Source organism: Phytomonospora endophytica (assembly GCF_014202425.1).
GTDB classification, from domain to species: domain Bacteria; phylum Actinomycetota; class Actinomycetes; order Mycobacteriales; family Micromonosporaceae; genus Phytomonospora; species Phytomonospora endophytica.
The window spans coordinates 245052-271392 of the sequence record NZ_JACHGT010000003.1 but is presented as its reverse complement, the minus strand read 5'-3'; the positions used below and the strand labels follow the sequence as shown (position 1 = coordinate 271392).

Below are 26341 nucleotides of genomic sequence, written 5' to 3'. Positions count from 1 at the left end.
GCGTCAAGGCGCAGGGCTTCGCATCTCGGCACCGGGCAGTCCGGGACCGCCGTGCCATTCCGTCCGGCGCGTGCCAGGATTACGGGGTATCGCTGTCCCCCTTTGGGAGGTGTCCGGTGCCCGTCCTTCCCGGTGCCCAACCTTTCCTTCTCGACGCCGGAGCCGACGCCCCGGCCACCGTGCTGCTCTCGCACGGCTTCACCGGTTCGCCGCAGACCGTGCGCCCATGGGGCGAGGCGATGCACGCCGCCGGCTACACCGCCATCGGTCCGAGGCTTCCCGGCCACGGCACGCGCTGGCAGGATCTCGCCGCCACCAGATGGCAGGACTGGTACGGCGAGCTCGAACGGGCCTTCGACGAGGCCCTCGGACGCGGGAAACCCGTCTTCGCGATGGGCATCTCCATGGGCGGGACGCTCGTGTTGCGCCTGGCTCAGCAGCGCGGGGCCGAACTCGCCGGGCTGGTGCTGTCGAACCCGTCGGTCCTGTCGCAGCGTTTCGCGGTCAACCATCTGCTGCCGTACCTGGCGCGGGTGAAGCGGACCGCGGCGGGCATCGCCAGCGACATCGCCAAGCCCGGCTCGACCGAGGTCGCCTACGACAAGGTGCCACTGGCGGCGCTGCGTTCGCTGACGGAGTTGTGGCGCCTCACTCGCGAGGACCTCGCCAGCGTGACCGTGCCGCTGCGGGTTTACCGTAGCGCCGTCGACCACGTGGTCGAACCGGCCAACGCGAAGGTGGTGCTGGCCGGGGTCGCCAGTACGGATGTCGCCGAATACGTGATGGAGAACAGCTACCACGTGATGACCCTCGACAACGACGCACCGGAGCTCTTCGAGGGCAGCGCGGCCTTCGTCGCCGAACGGCTGGCGGCGCTCGGCGCCGCCGGGGCGGGGCCGGTCCGATGACCACCGACCGCCCCGAAGAGGAACCGGACCACAAGTCCGAGGACGGTCTGTCCGACGCCGACCTGAGCGGCGACAACCTGGAGCGCCGCTTCTCCGAGCTCATCGCGGGTCTCGACTCGCCGAAGTGGCCCGAGGAGGAACCCGACCCCGCGCCGGCGCCGGTGGCCCCTAAGAAGGAGGAGCCGACGCTCCTCGAACTGTGGGACGCCGACCTCCCCGAGGACGAGGAGGAGGCCGCCGCCCAGTATGACCCGCCGCCTCCCCCGCCGGTGCCGAAGCCTTCGCGCCCGGCGATCTTCGGGCTCGTGCTGATCGTGGCCGGTGTCGTGCTGTTCCTGCAGCCGACGTTGCTGGGGCTCGGCTCCGACGTCGGGATCCTGCTCGGCGCCGCGACGGTCCTGGCCGGGGTGGGCGTGCTGATCTGGCGTCTGCGTCCCGGGGACGAGGAGGACCCGTACGACCCCGACGACGGGGCCGTGGTCTAGCCGGCGGCTCCCGGTGAGGCCTTCACGGTGTCCCCAACACCGCGTCGAGTACGGGACAGGTCGTCGCCTGAGAACCCAGGACACGCCGAAGGCCGCCCGCGGGCGGCCTTCGGCGTCGTACGCGTCTACTCCCCGACGACCGTGCCGTCGAGCCAGTCCAGGATCGCGTCGAGGGGTTCCCGCCAGGCGGCGGCCAGCATCATCTCGTGCCCCGCGCCCTGGAAGAACAGCGGCGCCACGCCGTAGTGGGCGGCGGCCTTCTCCAGCATCTGCCGGGGCGCGCGCTTGTCGTCGGGGTCGCCGACGACGAGGGTGGGCGGCGCTCCGGCGGGCGTCGGCGGCACCAGGCGACCCAGTCGGGGCGCGACGAAGACCGCCGCGCGTGCCGGGTAGCGCGCGAGGGCCTCGGCGAGGATCTGGGCGCCTTTGGAGTGCCCGATGATGACCGGCCGCGCCGGCAGCGAGGCGGCGGTCTGGGCGACGTCGCTGGCCCAGGCCCGCAGGTCGCCTTTGACCTCGGCGGCCCTGCCCTGGCCGCGCACGCTCAGCGCGTAGGCGGGGAAACCTCGCCCGGCGGCGTGCCCGAGCCAGTGTTCGGCGAAGATCCCGGCGCCGCGCCGGTCGCCGCCGACGAACAGCAGCGCGGGCTTGCCGGCCGGTTCGTCGGGCTCGCTGGTGATCACCTCGCGGGCCGCGTGCGGTACCGGTTCGCGCCGGTCGCCGAGGCGGAGCAGGTCGAGCCGACTCATTTCACACCGTCCAGTTCCTCGATCATCTGCCCGAGCGCCTTGAGGTACACCTCGTAGGAGACCTCCAGGCGGTGGCGGGGGGTGTCGTTGAGCTTCCCGTGCACGTACCGGCGCCCGGCCTCGGGCACCGCGTTCGCCCAGAACCGCGCGGCGGCCTCCGGGTCCTTCTGGCGCAGCCGGAGCCATTTCGCGATCGCGATCGTCTGCCAGTGCACCAGTGGGAAGATCCCGCCGTCGGCCTGGAGGAGACCGGCGACGGCCAGGGTCGGCGTGCGCGGGGTGAACATGTGCCCGATCAGCCTCGGCGAACCGTCGTCGCCGCCTTCCATGCCGAGCAGTTCGGGGTCGCAGAAGCCGAAGGTCGTGCGGTAGCCGGTGGCCATGATGACCAGCTGCGGTTTGACGCTGGTGCCGTCGGTGAAGTGGACCTCGTCGGCGGTGAAGTGGTCGATGTCGGGCTTCGGGGTGATCGTGCCGTGCCCGATGTGGTGCAGCAGGTGGCTGTTGACGATCGGGTGGGAGGCGAACAGCGCGTGCTCCGGGCGTTGCAGGCCGAATCGGCGGGGGTCGCCGACGACGCGGCGGATCGCGAACTGCGAGACCTTCTGCCGCAGCCCGAAGGGCATCCACGACATGCGCGCCATCGTCTGGTCCCCGGGACGCCCGAACATGTACTTGGGGACGAACCAGTACCCGCGGCGGGTCGAGTGCCAGCACTTGTCGGCGTTGACCGCGATCTCGCCGGCGATGTCGCAACCGGAGTTGCCCGCGCCGACGACCAGGACCTTGCGGCCACGGACCCGCGCGGGCTCCTTGTAGGCCGAGGAGTGCAGGATCTCGCCGCGGAACTCCTCCTGGCCCTTGTAGGAGGGCAGTCGCGGATCCCAGTTGTGGCCGTTGGCGATCACGACCGCCGAGTAGCGCAGGCGCCGGGCGGCGTTGCCGCTGACCGGCTTGACGATCACGTCCCAGCGACCGTCACCGGTCGGTTCGATGCGGGAGATCTCGCTGCCGAACCAGATGTGCTCGCGCAGGCCGAAGTGGTCGGTGTAGCGCTCCAGGTAGGCCAGGATCTGGCTGTGGTGCGGGTAGTCCGGCCAGTCGTCGGGCATCGGGAAGTCGGGGAACTCGGTGTGCGTCCGCGAGGAGACCAGGTGGGTGCTCGAATACACCGGGCTGCGGTCGTGTCTCCAGTTCCAGGAGCCGCCGACGGCGGTCTCCCGCTCGTAGCAGTCGACGGTGAACCCCTGCTCGCGCAGGTTCTTCACCGCCAGGAGCCCGGCCATGCCCGCGCCGATGACGCAGACGGCCTCCCCCCGGTCGTATGCGGCGTCCACGCCGTACGCGTCGAACTGGCCCTCGGACACGTGACTCTCCGTCCCTGCTGGCGGGTGCCCGTCGGACACTCGCCGTTTCAGTGATCCCGGCAGCGGTCATGCTATTGAAAGAACCGTGCACGATAAAGTCGTGGCGCCCGCCAGAGAGTGCGAGGATAGCGAGACCTCGCCGTGCGGTCTTCTTCGCCCACAACGGATCCCGGGAGACCCTCCGACATGATCAAACACCCGACCGCGACCGTGTACGTTCTGCATCGGTTCGATGACTCTGAATGGAAGGTCGGGCTCGTCGAACACCCGCTGTGGGGCAAATGGGTACCGGCGGGCGGGCATGTCGAGAACGACGAGAACGCCGCCGAGGCCGCCTTGCGGGAAGCCGCCGAGGAGACCGGCCTTCGAGGCTTGCGACTTCTCGCTCCGGAAGGCCCCGAAATCCCCGCCGACTACCCCTCAGTGGATCACGAGGACTATTCAGGTCATGTTCCACTCCCTTGGTGGGTGATCGAATTCGATGTCGCCCGCGGAGATCGCGCACTCGCCGAACGACATGTGCACGTCGACCATCAGTTCGTCGCGGTGACCGACGAACCGGAGCCCGCGACGAAAGGGGCTCACCCGTTCGGGTGGTACTCGGCCGCCGAACTGGCCACGATTCCGGTGTTCACGGACGTGGTGGCGACGGCGAGTCACCTGCTGGAGCGGGCCTCGCGGCTGGTCAGCGCACGGACACCCCCCGTATCCCCGGCCGTTCAATAGAATCCGCCGCAACACGCCGAAGAATTACCGACCCGCGCTCTTCCGTATCCAAGGACGGGGTCGTAAGCTTCGCTCACCTCGCCGATTCCGGCGGCTCTCATCTGCGCATTCTCTAGGAGCGTCGGTGTACGTCAATGTTCTTCCGGCCGAGCGTGCTGCTCACCTAAAGGCCGCTTACACGGTCCGACACGTGGACCTCAGCCAGGAGTACACACTCATCGAGGACGCGATCCCCGGACGGGGAGATCTCGTCGTCGCCAAGGTGACGGCCTTGGGGCATCACACGTGGGTCGAGCTGCCCAGCGGCCGCCGCGCGACGCTGTACGTCGGCGACGAGCTCCTGCTCGCGTACGGCGCCCGGTACGCGCCCGACCAGTTCGAGGCCGAACTGCCCGAGGATCTCGGGCCGGCCGATCTCGTCGCCGCCGGCGGCGTCCTGGGCAAGGTCCACAGTCGGCACACCGCGGTCGGCGCCCCGACCAGGCTCGACCCGGTCGGCCTCCTCGGCGACGCCGAGGGCCGCGTGCTGAACCTGCGCGACTTCCGCCTCCCGGAACCGCCGACCGCGCTGCGGCCGCCGACGACGATCGTGGTCGTCGGGACCTCCATGAACTCGGGCAAGACCACGACGGTCGCCGCGATCGTGCGCGGCCTGACCCTCGCCGGCCTGCGCGTGGGCACGGCGAAGCTCACCGGCACGGGCGCCGGAGGCGACCCGTGGCTGTTCCGCGACGCCGGCGCGGTCGCCGCCTACGACTTCACCGACGCGGGCTACCCGACCACCTTCCGCGTCCCGCTCGACGACCTCGTCGAAAGCTCCCAGCTCCTGCACGGGCACCTCGCCGCGCAGGCCGTCGACGCGGTGATCCTGGAGATCGCCGACGGCGTCCTCCAGGCCGAGACCGCCGCACTGCTCGACCGGCCCGAGATGCGCCGCCTCGTCGACGGCATGGTCTTCGCCTCGGGCGAGGCCGCCGGAGCACTGTTCGGCGTCGCGCGGCTCCAGTCGCTCGGCCTGCCCGTGCTCGCCGTCAGCGGTCTGCTCACCTGCTCGCCGCTGGCGATGCGAGAGGCCGCGGCCGGGCTGTCGGTTCCGGTGTACACACCGGCCGACCTGTGCTCGCCGATCCTGGCGACCTCGCTGCTCGACCGGGTCGGCGGGGCCCTGCCCGGCGCGACCGGCGACTCGATGCTCGCCTGACCGCCTCACCCGAACCGGTAGTCCCGGCTCTGTAATCACCTCGAAATGCCCCCACGGTGGCCGTCATCATCGGTGACGGCTACCGTCCTTTGAGTGTGGATCAGCGCCGATCCACGCGCATCACCGCAGCAGGAGGCATTTTCCGTGAAGCACACCGAGACAGTCGAGGTCCGGGGACACATCCTCGACTCCGGCGTTTTCGCCCGGATCCTCGACGACGTGCTCGAATACGGCGGGGACTACCGCATCGACAAGCTCGACGTCGGCCGGACCCACACCGACGAGAGCTACGCACAGCTCACCATCGGCGCCGAAGACGCCGAGCAGCTGGCGCGGATCCTGATGCGGCTCCAGACGCACGGCACGAACCAGCTCGACCCGGGCGAAGTGCTGCTGCGACCGGCCCCCGCGGACGGTGTGTTCCCCGACGACTTCTACTCCACCACAAACCTGCCGACGCAGGTGCGCCTCAACAGCGCCTGGATCGACGTCGCCAACCCCGAGATGGACTGCGGCATCATCATCGTCGACGGGCACGCGCGCACCATCGCCGTCTCCGACATCCGCCGCGACGACGAGGTCGTGTGCGGTGCCAGCGGCGTCAAGGTCAAGCCCCTCCCGGCGCCGGTGCGCGCCGACCCGGGCAGCTCGAACTTCGAGTTCATGTCCAGCGAGGTCTCCAGTGAGAAGCCGCAGGCGCTGCTGGTCCGGCGCATCGCCGAGCAGATGCGCGAGGTCAAGGCCGAAGGCGGCAAGATCCTCTGGGTCGGCGGTCCCGCGATCGTCCACACCGGCGCCGCGCCGGCGATGGTCGCCCTCGTCGAGGATGGTTACGTCGACGTCCTCTTCGCCGGCAACGCCCTGGCCACGCACGACATCGAGGCCTCCCTGTTCGGTACCTCCCTCGGTGTCGACCTCTCGCAGGGGCACGGCGTCCCGCACGGCCACGAACACCACATCCGCGCCATCAACACGATCCGCCGCTGCGGCTCGATCGGTGAGGCCGTCGAACAGGGCGTCCTGACCAGCGGCGTCATGCACTCGATGGTCACCAACGGCAAGGAGTTCGTCCTCGTCGGCTCGGTCCGCGACGACGGCCCCCTCCCCGACGTCTACACCGACGTGATCGCCGGGCAGCGCGCGATGCGCGCCGCCCTTCCCGGGGTCGGCTTCGCCATCATGGTCGCGACGATGCTGCACTCCATCGCGACCGGCAACCTCCTGCCCGCCACGACACCGCTGGTGTCGGTCGACATCAACCCGGCGACGGTCACCAAGCTCGCCGACCGCGGCAGCGCGCAGGCCACCGGCGTCATCACCGACATCGGGCTGTTCCTGGAGCAGCTGGCGACCGAACTGGTCGTCGGCTACAAGCGCGACTAGCCCACCACCGTCTCGACGGCCCCGGTCCCACGTGGACCGGGGCCGTCGGCCGTCAACCCGGCGAAGACCTCGCGGATGCGCTCGCGCAGCCACGCGTGCGCGGGATCGACGTCGAACCTCGCATGCCAGGCCTGGGCGATCTCCAGGCCGGGGAGCACCAGCGGCGTCTCGACCGTGGTCAGCCCGAGCCGCTCGACGAGCGGACGGTGCATACGCGCGGCGGCACGGCCGACGAGGTCGCTGCCGGCGACCATCAGCAGCGCGATCGTCGCCGTCGGGACCGAGGCGACGACCTCCCTGGTGAGGCCGCGCTCGCCGAGGAACGCGTCGATCGGGCCGTGCAGGATGCCCCGGCGCGAGACGGTGACGTGCTCGGCGGCCGCGTAGCGGGCCAGCGTCACCGGCCCGCCGGTGGTGAGCGGATGCCCGCGACGCACCACGACGACGCTCTCTTCGGCGGCGAGCGTCTCGACGCGGGTCTCCGGCGTCGGGGAGTCGACGACACCGATCTCCAGGTCAGCGGTGCCGTCGCGCAGGGGCGAGGTGTTGTCGCGCGGCCCCTCGCCGAGGAAGCGCAGGGAAACGCCGGGCGCCTCGGCCCTCATCCGTGTCAGGAGCCGCGCGCCGACCACGGCGAAGGTCGAGTCGTCGGCCTGGACGGTGAAGGTGCGCTCCAAGGTCGACAGGTCCAGCGGCCGCGGCCGTTCGAAGAGCGCGGTCGTGCGGGAGACGAGCTCGCGGACCTCCGCACGGATCGCCTCGGCGTGCGGGGTGCGGACCATCGCGCGACCGGAGCGCACCAGCACCGGGTCGCCGAGGGCCTTGCGGACGCGGCCGAGCGCGCGGCTCATCGCGGGACCCGACAGGTGCAGGCGCGCGGCGGCGCCGTTGACGCTGCCCTCATCGAGCAGCGCGTCCAGCGCGACGAGGAGATTCAGGTCGAGACTGGAGTGCATGGCGTGCACTCTACCTCTGCGGAACCTGCAGTTGCCGTTAGCTCCGAGGGCTTCTAGCGTTGGGCTCACGCACCGGCGCCGTGGCCCGGGTACCCCGCCGGTGCGATCCCGTTCCCCCACACAGAGGTTCTCCATGTCTGTTCACGCCGCCCTGAAACCGCCGGAGACGGGCCATCCCCGGCGCACCACGATCCTCGCGCTGATGTCGGCCTGCACGGTCGTGACCATCGCACTGGTCGCCGCGATCAACCTGGCGCTGCCGAGTCTGGCCGCCGACGCGCTCCGGCCGTCGAGCAGCGGACTGCTGTGGATCGTCGACGCCTACGTCATCGTCTTCGCGTGCCTGCTCATCCCCGCCGGGGCCTTCGGCGACCGCTTCGGCCGCAAAGGCACGCTGATCGGCGGGCTCGCCGTCTTCGCGCTCGGCTGCGTGCTCGCCGCCGTCGCACCGACCGTTCCGGTACTCATCGCCGGCCGCGCCCTCTCCGGCGCCGGAGCCGCGCTGATCATGCCGGCGACCTTGTCGATCGTCGTGCACGCCTTCCCGTCGGACCGTCGCGGGCAGGCCATCGCGACCTGGACGGCGGCGACCGGCGCGGCCGGCGTCGTCGGCAACGTCGGTGGCGGGCTGGTGCTCCAGTACCTGTCCTGGCGCGGGCTCTTCTGGCTCGTGGCGCCCGCCGCGATCGTCCTGCTGACGCTGACCGCGCGGCTCGCGCCGAGGATCGAGCGGCACGAAACGCCCCTCGACCTGCCGGGTTCGGGACTGCTGATCGCGGCCTTCCTCGGCCTGCTCTACGGAGTCATCGAAGGCCCCGAGAAGGGCTGGGCGTCGGCGGAGGTGCTCGCCGGGTTCGCCGTGGCAGCCGTGCTCACGGCCGTCTTCACCGTCTACGCCCTGCGCGCGAAGAACCCGGTGGTCGACCCGCGCTACTTCCGCGACCCCCGACTTCGCGCCGGAGCCCTCGGCGTGACCGCGACCTTCCTCGGGCTGTTCGGCGTCTTCTTCGTCAACGCGCAGTACCTCCAGTACGTCAAGGACTACTCCCCCGTCGTCACCGGCATCGCGATCGGGCCCATGGCGATCGCCATGATCGCGGTGTCGCGACGGGCCGGCGCGATCGCCGCCCGCGTCGGACAGGCCCGCGTCATCGTCGGCGGAATGCTCACCATCGCCGTCGGTCTCAGCCTGCTCTCCCTCGTCGACGCCACGACGCCGTATCCCCTCTACGCCGTCTACCTCGTCGTCATGGCCGTCGGACTGGGACTGTGTCTGCCCGCCCTCTCGACCGCCATCGTCGCCGCCGTCCCCCACCACCGCGCCGGCCTGGGGTCGGGACTCAACAGCGCCACCCGCGAAGTCGGCAGCGCCCTCGGCGTCGCCGTCGTCGGAACGATCATGACGACGACGTTCACCTCGGGACTCCCCACCGGCGTCCGCGACCAGGCGACCTCGGTGGCAGCGGCCCTCGCCGCCGGCGGCGACAAGAGGGCCGTGCTCGACGCCTTCACCGACGCGATGGCCTCGGGCTACCGCGTCACGGCGGTGGTCCTGGCTGCCTGCGCCCTCGCGGTGGGGCGCTGGCTGCGGCGGGGGTGAGACGAACTTCGGCGAGCCCGGGGCCGGGCTCGCCGAAGTGAAGCTCTCGCGGGCCTACTCCCCCGTACCCACCGGCCGGGACGGGTCGGCGACCCAGTTACTCCACGATCCGATGTAGACCGCGGGCGTGGGAAGACCGGCCGCGGTCATGGCCAGGGCCGTACGGGTCGCGGTGATGCCGGAGCCGCAGTAGGCACCGATGGGGAGGTCGGGGTCCTCGGCGCCCAGGGGGGTGTAGCGGGCGTGGAGTTCGGCGGTCGTGCGATAGCCGCCGTCCTCGGCGAGGTTGGGGCCGTCGGGGACGTTCACGGCTCCGGGGATGTGACCGGCGACCGGGTCGATCGGCTCGGTCTCGCCGCGGAAGCGCTCGGGGGCGCGCACGTCGATGAGCAACCCTTCCGAGGCGAGGCGGGCGGCGCCTTCGGCGTCGAGGAGCGGCATCCCGCCGGCCCGGACGGTGATGTCGCCAAGGGCGGGTTCGGGTGTCGCCGTCGACAGGGCTCCATCGGCGGCGAGCCATCGGGCCATGCCGCCGTCGAGGACCAGCACGTCGGCGTGCCCGGCCCAGCGCAGGGTCCACCAGGCGCGCGAGGCGGCGAGGTTGTCCCCTGCGTCGTAGACGACGACGGTCGAGTCCTCCCTGACTCCCGCCGAACGCAGGACTTCCTGCAGGGCGTCCGGTTCCGGGAGCGGGTGGCGGCCGGCGGACCCGGCGGGTCCGCAGAGGTCGGCGTCGATGTCGAGGTACACGGCGCCGGGCAGGTGTCCCAGCAGGTAGCCGTCGCGTCCGGGCGGGCCGTTGAGCGACCAGCGCACGTCGAGGATGACCGGGGGCGGTTCCTCCGACAGCGCCTGCGACAACTGAGCGGCGGTGATCAGCGGGTTCGACATGTGATCAGTTTCCCCTACTCGTCGAAGAGATGCACATTGGCCGCGCGCGCCTCGGCCTCCAGCCCGGCGAGCTTGACGACCTCGACGCCCGCCGCGCGCAGGACCTCGACGCCTTTGCCCGGCACGAACAGCGAGGGCTCGTCCCAGGCGTAGACGACGCGGCGGACGCCCGCGGCGATGATGAGCCGCGCGCAGGTCAGTGGCCGGGAGGCGCGTTCCCCGCAGGGTTCCAGCGAGCTGTAGACGGTGGCCCCGGCGAGGTCTCGCGGCGCGTGCCGGAGCGCGACCTCCTCGGCATGGTCGTGCGGCTCTTCCTGCCTGGAGTACCCACGGGACAGGACGGGCCCACCTGGTGTGGCGATGACGGCGCCGACACTGAACGCGGTCGCCGACGGCGGGCACGCGTAGGCGAGCCGGACGGCCTCACGCAGGTGGTCCTCGTCGCTCATGTCCCGTCCTCGCGGAGGTGGTATCGAAGGATCGCCATGTCGTCGAGCTGCCGGACCTCGCTGAGGCGCATCCGGCGGTCCTTGCCGAAAGGAAACTCGCCGGGCCCGACGAAGCGCGGTGCCGCGCCTCCGCCGACGAAGAAGGGCGCGACGGCGAGCTGGATCTCGTCGACGAGTCCGGCGGTCAGGAGCTGGGTGTGGACGGTCCCGCCGCCTTCGACCATCAGGCGCACGACTCCGCGCCGGCGCAGGTCGGCGAGGATTCCCGGCCAGGAGAGGGGTGTTCCGCCGTCGACGACGGAGGCCAGCCCGTCGAGGCGTCTGCGGGTCTCCGCCAGCGCGGGGGTGGCGGCGTACACGATCCGTTCGGCCGATCCGACGGTGAAGAAGCGCGCGCTCGGGTCGAGGTCGCCGGTGCCGGTCACGGTGACCTTCACGGGCTGGCGCCCGCCTTCTCCGGAGGTGAGCCCCGGGTCGTCGCGGCGGATGGTGGAGGCGCCGACGAGGATCGCGTCGCTTCCGGCCCGGACCTCGCGCACGCGGTCGAGGTCGGCGGGGGTCGACAGGATCAGCCGCTTCGGCGAGGCGTCGTCGAGGTACCCGTCCAAGGACACCGCCGCCGACAGCAGAACGTACGGGCGCTCGGTCGGCATGGGGTGATCATAAGCCGCGCCGGCCGTCGACGTACTGGGCCCAGGTCACGGTCCCGCCGGCGTGGGCGGGGGTGGTGCAGTGCCCGGCGGCGATCGCCGCGCCGACCTTGCCGGGGAACCAGGTCGACACGACCGGGCGGTGCGAACCGCGGCGGCGCATCTCGTCGCGTACGACGCGGGCCAGGCTGAAGATCTGCGGGCCGCCAAGGTCGTCGACGCGGCCGGCCGGGTCGGCGAGCGCGAGGGTGGCCAGGCGTGTGGCGACGTCGTCGACGTCGACGGGCTGGCAGGTGCCGCGTGGGACGGCGAGCAGTGGTACGGGCAGTTTGGCGACGCGGTCGACGAGGACGGGGATGAACTGGTGGAACTGCGTGGTGCGCAGGGTCGTCCAGGGCAGCCCCGATTCGCGGATCATGCGCTCGCAGCAGCGCTTGTCGCGGTAGTAGCGGTAGGGGATGTCGTCGATGCCGACGATGGAGATGTAGACGATGTGCGGGTTTCCCGCCTCGGCGGCGGCGTCGATGAGGGTGCGGGTCGATTCGACGTCGGCGCCGGGGATCTCGGGTTCGGAGGCGCAGTGGACGACGACGTCGGCGCCGTCGAGGGCTTCGGGGAGACCGACGCCGGTGTGCAGGTCACTGACGTGCCAGGTGACGCCGTCGGTGTTCTCCCGTGCCTGACGGCTCAGTGCGCGCAGTTCGGTTCCGGGCGCACTGAGCCGTTCCAGCAGGGAGCGGCCGAGCAGGCCGGTCGCGCCGGTCACCAGGATGGTGGTCATCGCAAGTGCCTCCGGGCACGTCGGGACGATGTGTCAACCCACTGTCCTACTCCTCCGCAAGCCCCGGCGGCAACAGTCGCGGGCGAGTCTGTGACAGGGGGAACTCAGTGGCTCTGCGTGACGCAGAATTCGTTGCCGTCGGGGTCGCGCAGAGTGGTCCAGCTGATACCGGGGGCTTCTCTTTCGGCGACGAGTTCGGCGCCGAGTTCGCGCATGCGGGCCACCTCGGCGGGGAGGTCTTCGGTGGCGAGGTCGAGGTGCAGCAGGGTGCCGCCGCCGGGGCGTTCGTCGACGCGCTGGAAGGCCAGGCCGATCGCGCCGGCGTCGGTGAAGATGAAGTCGCCGAAGTCCCGGGTGATCTTGCCGTCCACGATCTTCGTCCACCAGTCCGCGAGGGCGCGGGGGTCGGTGGTGTTGATGGTCAGGTTCACGATGCGCGCGGTCATGCGCGGGAGGGTAGCGAGGGGGTGCGACAGGTTCGCGGGGTTTGCCGGTCCGGCGCGTCCGGGTCTATGCTTAGCCAAGCTAAGTTAGTCAAGCTAAGTATCTGCCCCGGGAGTCCCGATGACCGCCGAAACGCCCGCCGTCCTCGCCGGCGCGGTCAACCAGCTCATGCGCGACATGGTGCTGCTGCTGCGCCGGGTGAGCTCCGAGCTGCCGGTCACCGCGCCCCAGCTGGCCGTACTCGGCTCGCTCCTGACCGGCAGCCGCCGGATGAGCGACCTGTCGGCCGAGCACGGCGTGCGGATGCCGACCATGACCGCGCAGGTCAACCGGCTCGAACGTGACGGCCTGGCCATCCGCGGCCGCGACTCCTCCGACGCGCGGGTGGTCACCGTCGCGCTCACCGACGCCGGCCGCGAGGCCCTCGCCACCGGGCGCGCCCACCGGCTCGACTACCTCACCGAGCGCCTCTCCGGCCTCACCCCGGAAGACCGCGAGGCCATCGCGGCCGCGATCCCGGCACTGTCCCGCATGACCAAAGGAGCCCCCTCCGATGAGTAGCCACGCCCCCGAAGGTGCGGCTGTGAGAACAGCACCCTCCATCCTGAAACAACCCGCCGCCGTGTGGGCCACCGCCTTCGCCGCGGTCATCGCCTTCATGGGCATCGGCCTGGTCGACCCGATCCTCCCCTCGATAGCCAAGGGCCTCGACGCCACACCCAGCCAGGTGTCGCTGCTGTTCACCAGCTACTTCCTGGTCACCGCGGTGGCGATGCTGCTGACCGGCTGGGTGTCGAGCCGGATCGGCCCGAAGAGGACCCTCCTGGCCGGCCTCGCGCTCGTCGTGCTCTTCGCGTCCCTGTCGGGGACCTCGGAATCGGTCGCGCAGCTCGTCGGCTTCCGCGCCGGCTGGGGCCTCGGCAACGCCATGTTCGTCGCCACCGCGCTCGCCGTCATCGTCGGCGCGGCCAGCGGCGGCGCCGAATCGGCGATCCTGCTCTACGAGGCCGCGCTCGGCCTCGGCATCTCCGCCGGGCCGCTGATCGGCGCGCTCCTCGGCGACTGGCACTGGCGCTATCCCTTCTTCGGCACGGCCGCGCTCATGGCCGTCGGGTTCGTCCTCATCGCGACGCTCCTGCGCGGGAACGGCAAGCCCAAGGTCAAGGCCCGGCTGAGCGACCCGCTGCGGGCACTGGCGCACAAGGGCCTGTCGACGACGGCGATCACCGCGCTGTTCTACAACTTCGCGTTCTTCACGGTCTTGTCCTTCACCCCCTTCATCCTCGGGATGAGCGCCTACGGCATCGGCGCGGTCTTCTTCGGCTGGGGCGTGCTCGTCGCGGTCAGCTCGGTCTTCGCCGCTCCCTTCCTGCAGCGCAGGCTCGGTTCGGTGCGGACGATGTACGTGTCACTGGCGTTCCTGATCGCCTGCCAGGTCGGCATCGCCCTGTCCGGGCACGGCGGGATCATCGTGTTCACGATCCTGACCGGCATCGGCATCGGCGTGAACAACACGGTGTTCACCGAGGCCGCGATGGAGGTCAGCGACTCCCCGCGCGCGATCGCCTCGGCCGGGTACAACTTCGTCCGGTGGCTCGGGGCTGCCCTCGCGCCCTACATCGCCAGCAAACTCGGCGAGGAGATCGACGTCAGCGTCCCCTACTACCTGGGCGCGCTCTGCTGCGCCGTGGCCATCGCCGTGCTGTACCTGCGCCGCCACCACCTCCAGAGCCTCGAAGCGGTCGACACCGACCACGAACGCCTCGACGCGGTGCCGGCCTGAGCGGCCCGGCCCCTTGGGTAGCCTCGGTCGGCATGAGCCCTGACCTCATCACGCGACTGCTCGACCGAGGCATCACCGACCGGGTCTTCCCCGGCGCGGTGTGGGGCGTCGGGGACGCCTCCGGGCTCATCGACGGCGGCACCCGAGGGGTCCTCGACCCCGACGAACCGGACGAACCGATGCTGCCCGACACGATCTTCGACATGGCCAGCCTGACCAAGGTCCTCGTCGTGTGGACCGCGGTCGGGCGGCTGTGGGAGCGGGGCCTGATCGCCCTCGACGACCGCGTCGACGCGCATCTGCCGGAGACCGCCGGGCGGCCGCTAGGGCCGGTGACCCTGCGCCAGCTGCTCGGCCACATCGCCGGCATGCCGCACCACGCCGGTTTCCGGGCCAACTACGGCACCGACCCGGCCGCGATCGTGGCCGGGGTCTTGAGCGCCGACCTGCACTGCCCGCCCGGGACGGTCGTGAAGTACACCGACCGGGCCTCCTTCATCCTCGGCGTCCTCGCCGAGCGCCTCACCGGCGAGTCCCTCACCGACATGAGCCGCCGGTGGGTGTGGGACGCGCTCGGTATGCGCGAGACCTGGTTCGGGCCCGTGCCCGAGGCCCTGCACCGGCGCTGCGCGCCCACCGAGTTCGACGAGGACAGCGGGATCCGCAGACGCGGCCTCGTCCACGACTTCTCCACCCGGCTGTTCGGCGGCGCCTGCGGCATCTCCGGCGTGTTCTCCACCCTCGGCGACCTCGGCCTCTTCCTCCGCCATCTCCTGCGTCCCGACGAGCGCACCGGCTTCGGCGCCGCCTGGATCACCGAGTCCCTCCAGGTCCACACCGGCGCGCTCGAACCCGCCCGGGGACTGTTCTGGTTCCCCGCGCCCGACACCGCGATCGAAGACGACGTGTGGATGCACCTCGGGTTCACCGGCACCGGGATGTGGATCTCGCCCAAGCGCCAGCGCTGGGCGGTGCTGCTGACCAACCGCGTCGTCCACGGCCGCGAGAAACCGCCGATCAAGGCCGTGCGCGACGAGTTCCGGGCGATCGTGTTCGACTAGCGCTCTAGAGTCGGCGGATGGATCTCAGCGAAACCTTCGACTGGAAGGGCCGCCGGATCGCCTGCGGCCGGAGCGGTTCGGGTCCCGCGGTCGTCTTCTGCCACGGGACGCCCTGGTCGTCGCACCTGTGGCGGCCGTTCGCCGAGGCCCTCGCCGCCGACTACACCGTCCACCTGTGGGACATGCCCGGCTACGGCCGCTCCTCCAAGGACGCGGGCCACGCCGTCGACTTCGGTGTCCAGGCCGAGGCCTTCACGGCGCTCCTGGAGCACTGGGGCCTCGACCGGCCGCACGTCGTCGCCCACGACTACGGCGGCGCGGTCTCCCTGCGCGCCCACCTCGTGCACGAGGTCGCGTTCGCGTCACTGCTGATGACCGACGTCGTGGCCGTCCCACCGGCCGGATCGCCGTTCTTCCGGCTCGTCGCCGAACATCCCGACGTCTTGACCCGCCTGCCCCCGTACATCCACGAAGCGGTCATGCGGGCCTACATCGGCGACGCCGCCCACCGCGAACTCCGCGAAGACGAACTCACCGCCCTCGTCGCCCCATGGCTCGGCGAGGAGGGCCAGGCGGCCTTCTACCGCCAGATCGCCGCCTACGACGAGGCCTACCTCGCCGAGAACGAGGCGCTGCTCGGCCGCGTCGCCGTCCCGGTCTCGATCCTGTGGGGCCGCGAGGACGGCTGGATCCCACCGGCCACCGGCGAGCGCCTGGCGGCGGGGATCCCCGGTGCGGCGTTCCGGCTCGTCGACGAGGCCGGTCATCTGATCCAGCTCGACGCGCCCGTCGCCCTCGCCACGGCGCTGCGAACCTGGCTCGACCGGGTCTCGGCGTGAAGAACGCCCCTCCGGCGGACCGGAGGGGCGTCGGCGGTGCCTAGATGTCGCGGAAGATCTCGATCTGCGCGCCCAGCTGGTTGAGCCGGTTGGCGAGGTCTTCGTATCCGCGGTTGATGACGTAGACGTTGCGCAGCACCGAGGTGCCCTTCGCCGCGAGCATCGCGATGAGGATGACCACGGCCGGGCGCAGCGCGGGCGGGCAGATGACCTCGGCGGCCGACCAGCGCGTCGGGCCTTCGACGTACACGCGGTGGGGGTCGGCGAGCTGGACGCGCGCGCCGAGCTTGGTGAGCTCGGTGAGGTAGATGGCGCGCTTGTCGTAGACCCAGTCGTGGATCATCGTGGCGCCTTGCGCGGAGGCCGCGATGGCCGCGAAGAACGGCAGGTTGTCGATGTTGAGGCCGGGGAACGGCATCGGGTGGATCTTGTCGATCGGCGAGTGCAGCACCGACGGGCGCACGGTGATGTCGACCAGGCGGGTGTGGCCGTTGGCGGCCGGGTACTCCTCGGTGCGGCTGTAGTCGAGGCCCATCTCCTCCAGCAGCGCCAGTTCGATCTCCAGGAACTCGATCGGGGCGCGGCGGACGGTGATCTCCGAGCCGGTCACGATCGCCGCGGTCAGCAGGCTCATGGCCTCGATCGGGTCCTCGGATGGCGCGTAGTCGACGTCGGCGGAGATGTCGGTGCGGCCGTGGACGGTCAGCGTGGTGGTGCCGATCCCGTCGATGCGCACGCCGAGGCGGGTGAGGAAGACGCAGAGGTCCTGGACCATGTAGTTGGGGCTGGCGTTGCGGATGACCGTGACGCCGTCGGCGCCGGCGGCGGCGAGCAGGGCGTTTTCGGTGACGGTGTCACCGCGTTCGGTGAGCACGAGGGGGCGGACCGGGGCGGTGCGGCTCTCGACGGTGGCGTGGTAGCTGCCGGCGGTCGCCTTGACGGCCAGACCGAAAGGCCGCAGGGCGATCATGTGCGGCTCGACGGTGCGGGCGCCGAGGTCGCAGCCGCCGGCGTAGGGCAGTTCGAACACGTCCTCGGAATGCATCAGCGGGCCGAGGAACATCAGCACGCTGCGAGTGCGGCGGGCGGCGACCTCATCGATGGACCCGAGGTCGAGGATCTCGGGGCGCAGGATCTCCAGGTCGTTGTCGGCGTTGAGCCAGCGGGTCTTGACGCCGATGCTGTTCAGGACTTCGAGGATGCGGTTGACCTCCTCGATGCGCGCGACCTTGCGCAGCACGGTCCGGCCCCGGTTGAGGAGGCTGGCACACAGGAGGGCGACACCGGCGTTCTTGCTGGACTTGACGTCGATGGAGCCGGAGAGGGGGTGGCCGCCGACGACGCGCAGGTGCATCGGCCCGGACGTGCCGAGGGAGACGATCTCACTGTCGAGGGCCTCGCCGATGCGGGCGAGCATCTCCAGGCTGAGATTCTGCTGCCCGCGTTCCATGCGGTTGACGGCGCTCTGGCTGGTGCCGAGCGCGTCGGCCAGCTGGGTCTGGGTCCAGCCTCGGTGCTGCCGGGAGTCCCGGATGAGTTTGCCGATCCGTCGGCGGTAATCGTCAGTCACGCGCCGACGCTATCTCACATGTGATGTACCGACAATCGACTTCGGGTGTGTTCATTGTCCGTCAACGAGTCCAGAGCGAGGTGCAACCGACTCCTTGTCGAGACCGTTTGGTGATGGACATTATCTTGAACGCCATGGTCTTATTGGGTGTCACAAGGCGGCTGGGAGGGTGGAATGCCAACGGGGACAACGGGTAACACCATGGCTCCGGTCAGTTCTCAGCAGTCAGGAACGTCCACTGTGGATATACCGCGGCAACGCGGCGGGTCACCGGTGGTCGCGCCGGGCGCGAAACGTGAACACCTGCTCGGCCGCGGACGCAACACTCCGGGCCGCCTCACCCTCCTCATGGCCGTCCTCGCCTTCCTCGCGCTCGCCTCCGGCGTCGCGGGTGTGGCCGACGTGGTCGGACGCGACGACCTCATCGACGGTGTCTCCGACGGCAGCGGCAGGCTCGGCGTGGCCGCCCTGGAGGTCTACCAGTCGCTCTCGGACGCCGACGCGACCGCCACGAGCGCCTTCCTGGCCGGCGGGGTCGAGTCGCCCGAGCTGCGCGACCGCTACGACGAGGACATCAACCACGCCTCGATCCAGCTGGCCACCGCCGCCGCGAGCATCTCCACGCAGGAAGGCGCCGACGCCGTCGCGCGCCTGTCGGCGGACCTGCCGGTCTACACCGGGCTGATCGAGAACGCGCGCACCTACAACCAGCAGGGACTCCCGGTCGGCGCGGCCTATCTCCGCGAAGCCTCGGGCCTGATGCAGGACCGGCTGCTCCCCGCGGCGCAGGAGCTCCAGGACAACGCGGGCGCACAGCTCGCCGAGACGCAGGACTCAGCGGCGACGCTCCCCTGGATCGCGCTCGCCTTCATCCTGCTGACCCTCGGCGTCCTCGCGTTCACGCAGATCGACCTGTCGAAGCGCACCAACCGGACCTTCAACGTCGGTCTGCTCGCCGGGACGATCGCGATGGTCCTCGTCCTGGGCTGGCTGGGCGTGGCCTCCTTCCTCGCCGCCGGGCACATCGACTCCGGCCGCGACCGCGGCAGCGCCCAGATCGAGCGCCTCGCCGAGGCCCGCATCGCCGCCCTCCAGGCGCGCTCGGCCGAGTCGGTCACGCTCATCGCCCGCGGCGGCAAGAGCGCCGCCGACTACGAGGCCTCCTTCGTGCAGCAGATGAACCTGCTCCTCGACACCGCCAACGGCCCACTCGCCAAGGCGAAGGCCGCCAACACCGACCCGGCGCTCACCCCGATCCTCGACCAGGCGCTTGCCACGGCGCAGGCATGGAACGAAACCCACGCGACCCTGCGCGGGGACGACCAGCGCGGCGAGTACACCAAGGCCGTGGAACTGGCCTTGAGCACCGAGGACGGCGGCGCGGCGAAACTGTCCCGCCAGCTCGACGACCTGCTCGCCCAGGCCATCGGGTCGGCCGGCGACCACTTCCGGTCCCAGACCAGCGCCGCGTCGAACTCCCTGACCGGCGCCGGGATCGGAGTCGGCCTCCTGGCCGTCGTCTGTCTCGCCGGTGCCGCCAACGGACTGCAGCGACGGATTGCGGAGTACCGATGAAGACCCCCCAGCGCGCTTTCCGGCGATCCAGTCGGCGCCTCCTCGCCGTCGCCGTGGCCTGCGGCGTGCTCGCCACGATGGCCGCGTGCGGCTCCGACATGGCTCCCAAACTCCCCGATGACGCGGCCTCGCCACCGATGCCGGTCGGCGTCCAGGACCCGGCCCAGCTGCCCGACGTCACCACCGACGACAGCTGCGGCGACGCCACGGCAAGCTACGCACCGAGCAACGGCCTCAACATCGGCTCAGGCTCGACGATGGCCCAGATCAAGGCCAACGGCGTGCTGAAGGTCGGCGTCGACCAGAACACCTACCTGTTCGGGTACCGCGACCCCAGCACCAACGACCTGTCCGGCTTCGACGTGGCCATCGCCCGCGAGATCGCCCGCGCGATCTTCGGGGACCCGTCGAAGATCCAGTACAAGGCCATCAGCTCCGACCAGCGCGTGCCGTTCGTACAGCAGGGCGAGGTGGACATGGTCGTGCGGACCATGACCATGAACTGCGCCCGCTGGAAGGACGTGGCGTTCTCCTCGGAGTACTTCCGGGCCCACCAGCAGATCGCCGTCTACGGCGCCCACAAGGTCGTCGAGACGCTCGAAGAGCTCAAGGGCGAGCGTGTCTGCGCGGCGACGGGCTCGACGTCGATCCGCAAGATCGCCGACTCCGCGGCCACGCCCGTCGCGGTCCCGGAGTGGACCGACTGCCTGGTGATGCTGCAGCAGGGCACGGTCGACGCGATCTCCACCGACAACGCGATCCTCGCCGGCTTCGCCGCGCAGGACGACCAGGTCAAGCTGAGCACGACCTCACTGAGCGAGGAGCCCTACGGGATCGCGATCAGCCTGGAGCACCGCGACCTCGTGGAGTACGTCAACGCGGTCCTCGAAGACCTCCGCGGCAACGGCACCTGGGCCGCGCTGTACGCCAAGGCCGACGACTCGGGCAACTCGCTGAAGAGCCTGCTGGGACCGGCCTCCCCGCCGGCCGCCGTGTACAAGTAACCGTGAACGGCGGCCCGGCCATGACGCCAGAGGAGATCGACACCGAACTGCGGCAGCACGACCTGACCCACCGCAGATTCGCCGAGGAGCTCTACGCCCTCGACAACGCCGGCGCGCACTCCTACCTCCGCGACGGCGAACTGACCGGCCTGACCGGGAAGGCCGCCGCCGAGAGCGGCACGCGCCTGTCCGCCCTGTGGTCACAGTTCGGCGCGCTCGGCACGGTCGTCGACCGCGCCAAGGAACTCCGGTCCCGGCGCACGCGCCTGGCCGAACCCGAGCACAGCGAACTGACCATGCTCCTGCGCGAGGACGTCGTGTCCCTCGGCGCCGACGGGCTGCGCCCCGGCGACTCCGGCGGCGAGGTCACCGAACGCGTCTCCCTGCCCGACCTCACCAAACGCATGAACGGCTCCGTGACGGCCCTCAAGGACCTCTACGCCGAGGTCGACGCCGCCTGCGCCCGCGTCGCCGAGCGCCTCTCCTCGCTGACCGCCGCCGTCGACGACGCCGAACGCCTCACCGAACTGCTCGACCTCACCACCGATACCACCGACCCCGACGGCCTCGCCGCCCTGGAACGCGAACTGACCGTCCTGCGCGGCGCCGCCCTCGCCGACCCGCTCGACCCGGCCGTCACCGGCCGCCTCGACGGCTTCGCCGCACGCGTCACCCCCGTCCTGGCGTCCCTCGCCGCGCTCGACACCCTCCGCACCGGCCTGCCCGAGCGGCTCCTGCTGCGACGCTCGGCCATCGCCGAACTCGCCGCCGCCGAGAAGGAGGCCGCCGAGATCACCGCCGTCGTCGAGGTCAAGATCGCCCAGGTTCGCATCCCCGCGCTCAGCCCGCAGGCCTCTCCCCTGCGCCAGCGCCTCGGCGACCTGCGCCGCCTCGCCGCCGCCGGACGCTGGCGGCTGCTCGCCGAACGGCTCGAACAGATCGACCGCGACGTGACCGCCGCCCGGGAGGCCGCCGCCACGGTCAACGAGACCGCCACGGCGCTGATGGACCGGCGCGCCGAACTGCGCGGCCGCCTCAAGGCGTACCAGATGAAGGCGGGCCGCACCGGCGCCGCCGAGAGCGCCGAGATCACCAGCCAGTACGAGATCGCCCGTGCCCTGTTGTGGACGGCGCCGTGTGACCTGCGCGCGGCGACCCGGGCGGTCCGGGACTTCCAGCAGGCGCTGCTCGCGACGGAGGAGTCGGGATGAACCCATGCGTCCACCCAGGTTGCCGTGGTGCCTATGAGGCCGACGGCTACTGCAACGAGTGCGGCCGGGCCAGACCCGGCGGTGGCGCGCCGTCCGCCGTTCCACAGAGCAGCTACGCGGCCGCGGCCGCCGAAGCCGCCGCGAACGCCCCCACCTCGGCCACCCCCGCGCCCGCGCGCACCGTCTCGCCGTTCAGCTCCGCCCTCACCGGTGCCATGACCGGCGCGATGACCGGGTCCATGAGCACCCGCACCCGCGGGACCCGCAGCACCCGCTCGGGCAGCCGCGAGATCGAGATCCCGTGGGTGGCCCCCCGCAACCCCTCCGACGTCATTCCCGACAGTCCGGTCGTGCCCGAGGCCCACCGCTACTGCCACCAATGCGAGAAACCCGTCGGCCGCACCCGCGACAACCGGCAGGGCCGCACCGAGGGCTTCTGCCCGAACTGCCGCACACCCTTCTCCTTCGTCCCGAGCCTGCGCTCCGGCGACGTCGTCAACGACCGCTACGAGGTCCTCGGCGCCCTCGCCCACGGCGGGCTCGGCTGGATCTACCTGGCCCGCGACCGGCACGTCAGTGACGACGTCTCCGACCGCTGGGTCGTGCTCAAAGGCCTCATCAACACCACCGACCCCGAAGCCATGGCCGTCGCCATCGCCGAGAAGCGCTTCCTCGTCGGCATCGACCACGCCGCCATCGTCGAGATCTTCGACTTCACCCGGCACGCCGACCCGGTCACCGGCGACCCCCTCAACTACATCGTCATGGAGTACGCCGCCGGGCAGTCCCTGCGCGACCTGCGCCGCGACTACCGCAACGAACACGGCCAGCACGTGCCGCTGCCCCTGTCACAGGTCCTCGCCTACGGCGCCGAGATCCTCCCCGCCCTGGGCTACCTCCACGACGCGGGACTGCTCTACTGCGACTTCAAACCCGACAACGTCATCCACGTCGGCCAGCAGCTCAAACTCATCGACCTCGGCGCCGTCCGCCGCATCGACGACGCCGACAGCCCCATCTACGGCACCCCCGGCTACCACGCGCCCGAGATCGGCGAACGCGGTCCCTCGATCGCCAGCGACCTCTACACCGTCGCGCGCTCCCTGGCCGTCCTCGCCTTCGACTTCCACGGGTTCACCAAGCACTTCCGGCACTCCCTGCCCGACGCGTCCGAGGTCCGCCTGTTCACCGAGCACGAGTCCTTCCACCGGCTCCTGCTGCGCGCCACCGCCGCCGACCCCTACGCGCGTTTCGCCTCCGCCGAGGACATGCGCGAACAGCTCCTCGGCGTCCTCCGCGAGACCAAGGCCGCCGAGACCCGCAACCCGCAGCCTTCACTGTCGACGTGGTTCACACCGACCCGACGGAGTTTCGGCGTCGAGATCGGCCGCGTCGCCAACGTGGAGTCCAGCGCGGTGACCCCCAGCGGGCCCGGCGCCCCCGTCGACTTCACGCAGGTCGTCCCGGCCCTGCCCATCCCGCAGGTCGACTCCACCGACCCCGGCGCGGGGTTCCTCGCCACGCTGACCGCCACCACCCCCGAGGAGCGCATCGCCGCACTCGGCGCGGCACCGGTCCGCAGCCCCGAGGTCCGCCTCCGCCTCATCCTCGAAATGATCGAGGCCGGCCGGGTCCAGTCCGCCCGCCAGGAACTCGACTCCTACGCCCGCGACGAACAAGACGACTGGCGCACCGACTGGTACCGCGGCATGAACGCCCTGCGCGACCGCAACCCCAACGCCGCCCGGGAGTCCTTCGACAAGGTCTACAGCGAACTCCCCGGCGAACTCTCCCCGAAACTCGCGCTGGCCGCCGCCGCCGAATGGGCCGGCGACCTCGGCACCGCCGAACGCCTCTACGGCACCGTCTGGCGCACCGACCACGCCTACGTCTCGGCCGCCTTCGGCCTCGCCCGGCTCCTCACCCGCCGCGACCAGCGCGACGCCGCCGTCACCGTCCTCGACGGCGTCCCCCACAGCTCCGCACAGCACACCACCGCCCAGGTCGCCGCGATCCGCATCCTCCTGTCGGCACCGGCCCACCAGCGCAACATCGAGAAACTCCGCGCCGCCGCCGGCCGGCTCGAAGGCCTCGACCTCGACGAACGACGCGCCGTCGTCGCCGCCGAGATCCTGCACAGCGCCCTCGAATACGTCAAGACCGCCGGGCAGCACGGCCCGGGCACGGAGTTGCTAGGTTGGCCCGTCGACGAACGCGGCCTGCGCTTCGGCCTGGAACACTCCTACCGAGACCAGGCGCGAACCTGCGCCGACCAGAACCAGCGCATCGCCCTGGTCGACCGTGCCAACCGAATCCGACCGAGGACCTGGACGTGACAGCGACGATGATGCACTGCCCGGCCTGCGACCTGACCGCCGAGGACGCCGCCCAGTGGTGCGAACGATGCGGCGAGGCACTCGAAGCCGTACCCGCCCGGGAAGCCGCGCTCGACGCCGCGCCGGCCCCGATGTGGCGTTCGACGGCCGCGCAGCTGACCGCCTGCCTCCAGTGCGGACGCCCCGAGCACACCGCCGACGGCTTCTGCGTCCACTGCGGACAGCGACGCTCCCCCAACTCCATCCGCTCGGCCATCGACCTCGGCCCCGTCGCCGGATGCACCGACCGCGGCCCACGCCGTAAACGCAACGAGGACGCCCTCGCCGTCGGCCGCTACGGCCTCACCACCGTCGCCGTCATCTGCGACGGCGTCGCCTCCGCCACCCAGTCCGACGACGCCGCCCTCGCCGCCGTCGAGACCGGCATCCGCGTCGTCCTCGACGAACTCGCCTCCGGCAAACCCGCCGGTTCCGCCGCCCACACCGGCCTCACCGAGGCCGCCGCGGCCGCCGCCGCCGTCGGCGTCAACTACGACTCCAACCCACCCGCCTGCACCTACGTCTCGGCCATCGTCACCGGCAACGAGGTCACCATCAGCTGGGTCGGCGACTCCCGCATCTACTGGTGGGGACCCGAATCCATCGGCTGCCTCACCGTCGACGACTGCCTCGCCGGACGACTCGCCGCCCAAGGCGTCCCCGCCGACGACCCCCGCTACCAGGCCAAACACGCCTACGCCCTCGATCACTGGCTCGGCGCCGACTCCCCCACCCTCGACGCCCACGTCGAGACCTTCACACCCCCCGGCCCCGGCCTCATCATCGTCTGCAGCGACGGCCTCTCCCGCTACCTCCCCCAGCCCGCCGACCTCGCCGCCACGCCCATGGGCACCCCCGCCGCCACCGCCCAAGCGCTCACCCAGCGCGCCATCGACGCCGGCGGCGTCGACAACGTCAGCGTCGCCGTACTGGCATATCCCCCCATCGAGGACGGAGCACGATGATGAACCAGGCACCGAACTTCCAGCTCGAAGTGGACTACAACCACTTCCTGGCGGCCGGTGCCCGCGTCGTCGACGCGATCGTCACCGTCTCCACCACCGAAGGCGAACCCGGAGCACCCGGCACACCGGCCACCCCACCCGCTACGAGCATGGCCCAGGTCATCATGCTCGACTGCTCCGGCTCCATGATCGGCCAGAAGATCATTGAAGCCCGCCGCGCCGTCGTCACCGCCATCGACACCCTCCGCGACGGAACGCCCTTCGCCGTCATCGCCGGAACCGACAAAGCCTGGATGGCCTACCCCCAGAACATCGGCACCGTCACCGCCTCGGCGCAGACCAGAGCCGCCGCCAAGGCCGCCGTCGGACGTCTCGAAGCCTTCGGCGGCACCGCCATCGGCTCCTGGCTCCGCCTCGCCAACCAGGTCCTCGACACCGTCGAAGCCGAGGTCAAACACGCCATCCTCCTCACCGACGGCGACGACCTCCACGAGACACCTCAGGAACTCACCGACATCCTCGCCGCCTGCGCCACCCGCTTCACCTGCGACTGCCGCGGCGTCGGCCGGGAATGGAAACACGAGGTCCTCCTCAAGATCTCCTCCGCCATGCTCGGCACCGTCGAAGGACTCGTCGACCCCACCGCACTCGCCACCGACTTCCGCGCCATGACCGAAAACGCCATGGGCAAGACCGTCGGCAACGCCTCCCTGCGCGTCTGGTCCCCCGCCGGATCCAAGGTCAAACTCGTCAAACAGGTCAACCCCACGATCGAAGACCTCACCGAACGCGCCACCGAGGTCAACGCCCGCACCGCCGACTACCCGATCGGCGCCTGGGGACCCGGCGAAAGCCGCGACTTCCACGTCTGCCTCGACATCCCCACCGGCGAGATCGGCGAAGCACCCCGGCTCGCCACCCGCATCAAGATCGTCACCGGCGACACCGACCTCGCCGAACACGCCGTCACCGTCGAATGGACCGAGGAGAGCACGCTCTTCACCGAGATCAACGCCCGTGTCGCGCACTACACCGGGCAGGAAGAGCTCGCCACCGCGATCCTCCAGGGCGTCGCCGCCTTCAAGAACGACGAACGCGAGCTCGCCACCGAGAAGCTCGGCCGCGCCGTCGCGCTGGCCACCGAGTCGGAGCACACGCAGGCCCTTTCGGCGCTGGGGGCGCTCGTCGAGATCGACGACGCGTCGACGGGTACCGTACGGCTCAAATCCGACGCCAAGAGCATCGACGCCGAGATCGCCGGTGTTCGTTCCACCACGACCGTCGCGCTGCGCAGGCGTGCCGAGGACGAGGGCGGGACGAAGACCGAGGCCTCGGCCGACCCCGACGTGTGACCGCAGCGAGCCGGGA

At 70.9% G+C, this 26341-nt stretch carries 25 protein-coding genes; 16 read left to right on the top strand and 9 right to left on the bottom strand.

What is annotated here, in order from left to right; genetic code table 11:
* The first annotated feature begins 116 nt into the window (after window positions 1-116).
* Both HNR73_RS07515 and HNR73_RS07510 read left to right on the top strand, forming a co-directional pair.
* A complete protein-coding gene (locus HNR73_RS07515) occupies window positions 117-908 on the top strand; it encodes an alpha/beta hydrolase (RefSeq protein ID WP_184786572.1) in 792 nt (263 codons plus the stop codon).
* A complete protein-coding gene (locus HNR73_RS07510) occupies window positions 905-1393 on the top strand; it encodes a hypothetical protein (protein ID WP_184786571.1) in 489 nt (162 codons plus the stop codon). The genes HNR73_RS07515 and HNR73_RS07510 overlap by 4 nt, the downstream gene beginning before the upstream one ends.
* 125 nt (window positions 1394-1518) lie before the next feature.
* Here the strand turns inward: HNR73_RS07510 and HNR73_RS07505 are convergent, their stop codons facing one another.
* The gene (locus HNR73_RS07505; protein ID WP_184786570.1) at window positions 1519-2142 is read right to left on the bottom strand and encodes an alpha/beta hydrolase; all 624 of its coding nucleotides are present in this window, start codon (window positions 2140-2142) and stop codon (window positions 1519-1521) included.
* Complete coding sequence (locus HNR73_RS07500; RefSeq protein ID WP_239121969.1) at window positions 2139-3509, bottom strand: flavin-containing monooxygenase; 1371 nt, start codon at window positions 3507-3509, stop codon at window positions 2139-2141. The genes HNR73_RS07505 and HNR73_RS07500 overlap by 4 nt, the downstream gene beginning before the upstream one ends.
* Before the next feature lie 186 nt (window positions 3510-3695).
* On the opposite strand from HNR73_RS07500, the gene HNR73_RS07495 reads away from it, so the two are divergent.
* The 3 genes from HNR73_RS07495 to HNR73_RS07485 all read left to right on the top strand — a co-directional run bounded on the left by HNR73_RS07495 (window position 3696) and on the right by HNR73_RS07485 (window position 6819).
* Window positions 3696-4235: an NUDIX domain-containing protein gene (locus tag HNR73_RS07495; RefSeq protein ID WP_184786569.1), complete on the top strand. Its 540-nt coding sequence runs from the start codon at window positions 3696-3698 to the stop codon at window positions 4233-4235.
* A 190-nt stretch (window positions 4236-4425) separates the two neighbouring features.
* Complete coding sequence (locus HNR73_RS07490) at window positions 4426-5436, top strand: DUF1611 domain-containing protein (protein ID WP_184786568.1); 1011 nt, start codon at window positions 4426-4428, stop codon at window positions 5434-5436.
* A 144-nt stretch (window positions 5437-5580) separates the two neighbouring features.
* Complete coding sequence (locus HNR73_RS07485; protein WP_184786567.1) at window positions 5581-6819, top strand: ornithine cyclodeaminase, nickel-pincer nucleotide-dependent; 1239 nt, start codon at window positions 5581-5583, stop codon at window positions 6817-6819.
* Here the strand turns inward: HNR73_RS07485 and HNR73_RS07480 are convergent.
* Window positions 6816-7775 carry a LysR family transcriptional regulator gene (locus HNR73_RS07480; protein ID WP_184786566.1) on the bottom strand — a complete coding sequence of 320 codons (960 nt, stop codon included), beginning with the start codon at window positions 7773-7775 and terminating at the stop codon, window positions 6816-6818. The genes HNR73_RS07485 and HNR73_RS07480 overlap by 4 nt on opposite strands.
* A 133-nt stretch (window positions 7776-7908) precedes the next feature.
* On the opposite strand from HNR73_RS07480, the gene HNR73_RS07475 reads away from it, so the two are divergent.
* Window positions 7909-9375 (top strand): MFS transporter, encoded by a 1467-nt coding sequence (locus HNR73_RS07475; protein WP_184786565.1) that lies wholly within the window; start codon window positions 7909-7911, stop codon window positions 9373-9375.
* Between the two features lie 54 nt (window positions 9376-9429).
* Here HNR73_RS07475 and HNR73_RS07470 read toward each other — a convergent pair whose 3' ends face one another.
* The 5 genes from HNR73_RS07470 to HNR73_RS07450 form a co-directional block, all read right to left on the bottom strand.
* Window positions 9430-10266, bottom strand: a complete 837-nt coding sequence (locus HNR73_RS07470) for a sulfurtransferase (protein WP_184786564.1) — start codon at window positions 10264-10266, stop codon at window positions 9430-9432.
* Between the two features lie 14 nt (window positions 10267-10280).
* On the bottom strand, window positions 10281-10715 hold the full coding sequence (locus HNR73_RS07465) for a deaminase (protein ID WP_184786563.1): 435 nt from the start codon (window positions 10713-10715) through the stop codon (window positions 10281-10283).
* A complete protein-coding gene (locus HNR73_RS07460; RefSeq protein ID WP_184786562.1) occupies window positions 10712-11368 on the bottom strand; it encodes a RibD family protein in 657 nt (218 codons plus the stop codon). The genes HNR73_RS07465 and HNR73_RS07460 overlap by 4 nt, the downstream gene beginning before the upstream one ends.
* A gap of 7 nt (window positions 11369-11375) precedes the next feature.
* Window positions 11376-12146, bottom strand: a complete 771-nt coding sequence (locus HNR73_RS07455) for an SDR family oxidoreductase (protein WP_184786561.1) — start codon at window positions 12144-12146, stop codon at window positions 11376-11378.
* A gap of 104 nt (window positions 12147-12250) precedes the next feature.
* Window positions 12251-12592, bottom strand: a complete 342-nt coding sequence (locus HNR73_RS07450) for a VOC family protein (RefSeq protein ID WP_184786560.1) — start codon at window positions 12590-12592, stop codon at window positions 12251-12253.
* Between the two features lie 118 nt (window positions 12593-12710).
* Between HNR73_RS07450 and HNR73_RS07445 the strand changes: the two genes are divergently transcribed.
* Genes HNR73_RS07445 through HNR73_RS07430 form a run of 4 tightly spaced genes read left to right on the top strand, consistent with a single transcriptional unit; the run spans window position 12711 to window position 16273 of the window.
* Window positions 12711-13151: a MarR family winged helix-turn-helix transcriptional regulator gene (locus HNR73_RS07445; protein ID WP_184786559.1), complete on the top strand. Its 441-nt coding sequence runs from the start codon at window positions 12711-12713 to the stop codon at window positions 13149-13151.
* A 22-nt stretch (window positions 13152-13173) separates the two neighbouring features.
* Window positions 13174-14373 (top strand): MFS transporter, encoded by a 1200-nt coding sequence (locus tag HNR73_RS07440; RefSeq protein ID WP_221330777.1) that lies wholly within the window; start codon window positions 13174-13176, stop codon window positions 14371-14373.
* A 32-nt stretch (window positions 14374-14405) separates the two neighbouring features.
* Window positions 14406-15434 (top strand): serine hydrolase domain-containing protein, encoded by a 1029-nt coding sequence (locus HNR73_RS07435; protein ID WP_184786557.1) that lies wholly within the window; start codon window positions 14406-14408, stop codon window positions 15432-15434.
* Window positions 15435-15451: 17 nt separating this feature from the next.
* A complete protein-coding gene (locus HNR73_RS07430; protein WP_184786556.1) occupies window positions 15452-16273 on the top strand; it encodes an alpha/beta fold hydrolase in 822 nt (273 codons plus the stop codon).
* Between the two features lie 40 nt (window positions 16274-16313).
* Here the strand turns inward: HNR73_RS07430 and HNR73_RS07425 are convergent, their stop codons facing one another.
* Window positions 16314-17843 (bottom strand): helix-turn-helix domain-containing protein, encoded by a 1530-nt coding sequence (locus tag HNR73_RS07425; protein ID WP_184786555.1) that lies wholly within the window; start codon window positions 17841-17843, stop codon window positions 16314-16316.
* A gap of 240 nt (window positions 17844-18083) precedes the next feature.
* On the opposite strand from HNR73_RS07425, the gene HNR73_RS07420 reads away from it, so the two are divergent.
* Genes HNR73_RS07420 through HNR73_RS07395 form a run of 6 tightly spaced genes read left to right on the top strand, consistent with a single transcriptional unit; the run spans window position 18084 to window position 26325 of the window.
* Entirely contained in the window at window positions 18084-19418 is a 1335-nt protein-coding gene (locus HNR73_RS07420) for a GlnX family signal transduction membrane protein (RefSeq protein WP_184786554.1), read from the top strand.
* A complete protein-coding gene (locus HNR73_RS07415; RefSeq protein ID WP_184786553.1) occupies window positions 19415-20422 on the top strand; it encodes a glutamate ABC transporter substrate-binding protein in 1008 nt (335 codons plus the stop codon). Before HNR73_RS07420 ends, HNR73_RS07415 begins: the two co-directional genes overlap by 4 nt.
* Window positions 20423-20442: 20 nt before the next feature.
* Complete coding sequence (locus tag HNR73_RS07410) at window positions 20443-21633, top strand: hypothetical protein (RefSeq protein ID WP_184786552.1); 1191 nt, start codon at window positions 20443-20445, stop codon at window positions 21631-21633.
* Entirely contained in the window at window positions 21630-23969 is a 2340-nt protein-coding gene (locus HNR73_RS07405; protein ID WP_184786551.1) for a serine/threonine-protein kinase, read from the top strand. The genes HNR73_RS07410 and HNR73_RS07405 overlap by 4 nt, the downstream gene beginning before the upstream one ends.
* Entirely contained in the window at window positions 23966-24973 is a 1008-nt protein-coding gene (locus HNR73_RS07400; RefSeq protein ID WP_184786550.1) for a PP2C family protein-serine/threonine phosphatase, read from the top strand. Before HNR73_RS07405 ends, HNR73_RS07400 begins: the two co-directional genes overlap by 4 nt.
* Window positions 24973-26325, top strand: coding sequence for a VWA domain-containing protein (locus HNR73_RS07395; RefSeq protein ID WP_184786549.1), 1353 nt, complete (start codon window positions 24973-24975; stop codon window positions 26323-26325). Before HNR73_RS07400 ends, HNR73_RS07395 begins: the two co-directional genes overlap by 1 nt.
* Window positions 26326-26341: the final 16 nt, after the last annotated feature.

What these genes read in the sequence shown, in the direction of transcription:
- HNR73_RS07510 (WP_184786571.1), top strand. Translation starts at nt 905, where the DNA reads ATGACCACCGACCGCCCCGAAGAGGAACCGGACCACAAGTCCGAGGAC.
- HNR73_RS07505 (WP_184786570.1), bottom strand. Translation starts at nt 2,142, where the DNA reads ATGAGTCGGCTCGACCTGCTCCGCCTCGGCGACCGGCGCGAACCGGTA.
- HNR73_RS07495 (WP_184786569.1), top strand. Translation starts at nt 3,696, where the DNA reads ATGATCAAACACCCGACCGCGACCGTGTACGTTCTGCATCGGTTCGAT.
- HNR73_RS07480 (WP_184786566.1), bottom strand. Translation starts at nt 7,775, where the DNA reads ATGCACTCCAGTCTCGACCTGAATCTCCTCGTCGCGCTGGACGCGCTG.
- HNR73_RS07475 (WP_184786565.1), top strand. Translation starts at nt 7,909, where the DNA reads ATGTCTGTTCACGCCGCCCTGAAACCGCCGGAGACGGGCCATCCCCGG.
- HNR73_RS07470 (WP_184786564.1), bottom strand. Translation starts at nt 10,266, where the DNA reads ATGTCGAACCCGCTGATCACCGCCGCTCAGTTGTCGCAGGCGCTGTCG.
- HNR73_RS07465 (WP_184786563.1), bottom strand. Translation starts at nt 10,715, where the DNA reads ATGAGCGACGAGGACCACCTGCGTGAGGCCGTCCGGCTCGCCTACGCG.
- HNR73_RS07460 (WP_184786562.1), bottom strand. Translation starts at nt 11,368, where the DNA reads ATGCCGACCGAGCGCCCGTACGTTCTGCTGTCGGCGGCGGTGTCCTTG.
- HNR73_RS07455 (WP_184786561.1), bottom strand. Translation starts at nt 12,146, where the DNA reads ATGACCACCATCCTGGTGACCGGCGCGACCGGCCTGCTCGGCCGCTCC.
- HNR73_RS07450 (WP_184786560.1), bottom strand. Translation starts at nt 12,592, where the DNA reads ATGACCGCGCGCATCGTGAACCTGACCATCAACACCACCGACCCCCGC.
- HNR73_RS07445 (WP_184786559.1), top strand. Translation starts at nt 12,711, where the DNA reads ATGACCGCCGAAACGCCCGCCGTCCTCGCCGGCGCGGTCAACCAGCTC.
- HNR73_RS07435 (WP_184786557.1), top strand. Translation starts at nt 14,406, where the DNA reads ATGAGCCCTGACCTCATCACGCGACTGCTCGACCGAGGCATCACCGAC.
- HNR73_RS07430 (WP_184786556.1), top strand. Translation starts at nt 15,452, where the DNA reads ATGGATCTCAGCGAAACCTTCGACTGGAAGGGCCGCCGGATCGCCTGC.
- HNR73_RS07415 (WP_184786553.1), top strand. Translation starts at nt 19,415, where the DNA reads ATGAAGACCCCCCAGCGCGCTTTCCGGCGATCCAGTCGGCGCCTCCTC.
- HNR73_RS07410 (WP_184786552.1), top strand. Translation starts at nt 20,443, where the DNA reads ATGACGCCAGAGGAGATCGACACCGAACTGCGGCAGCACGACCTGACC.
- HNR73_RS07405 (WP_184786551.1), top strand. Translation starts at nt 21,630, where the DNA reads ATGAACCCATGCGTCCACCCAGGTTGCCGTGGTGCCTATGAGGCCGAC.
- HNR73_RS07395 (WP_184786549.1), top strand. Translation starts at nt 24,973, where the DNA reads ATGAACCAGGCACCGAACTTCCAGCTCGAAGTGGACTACAACCACTTC.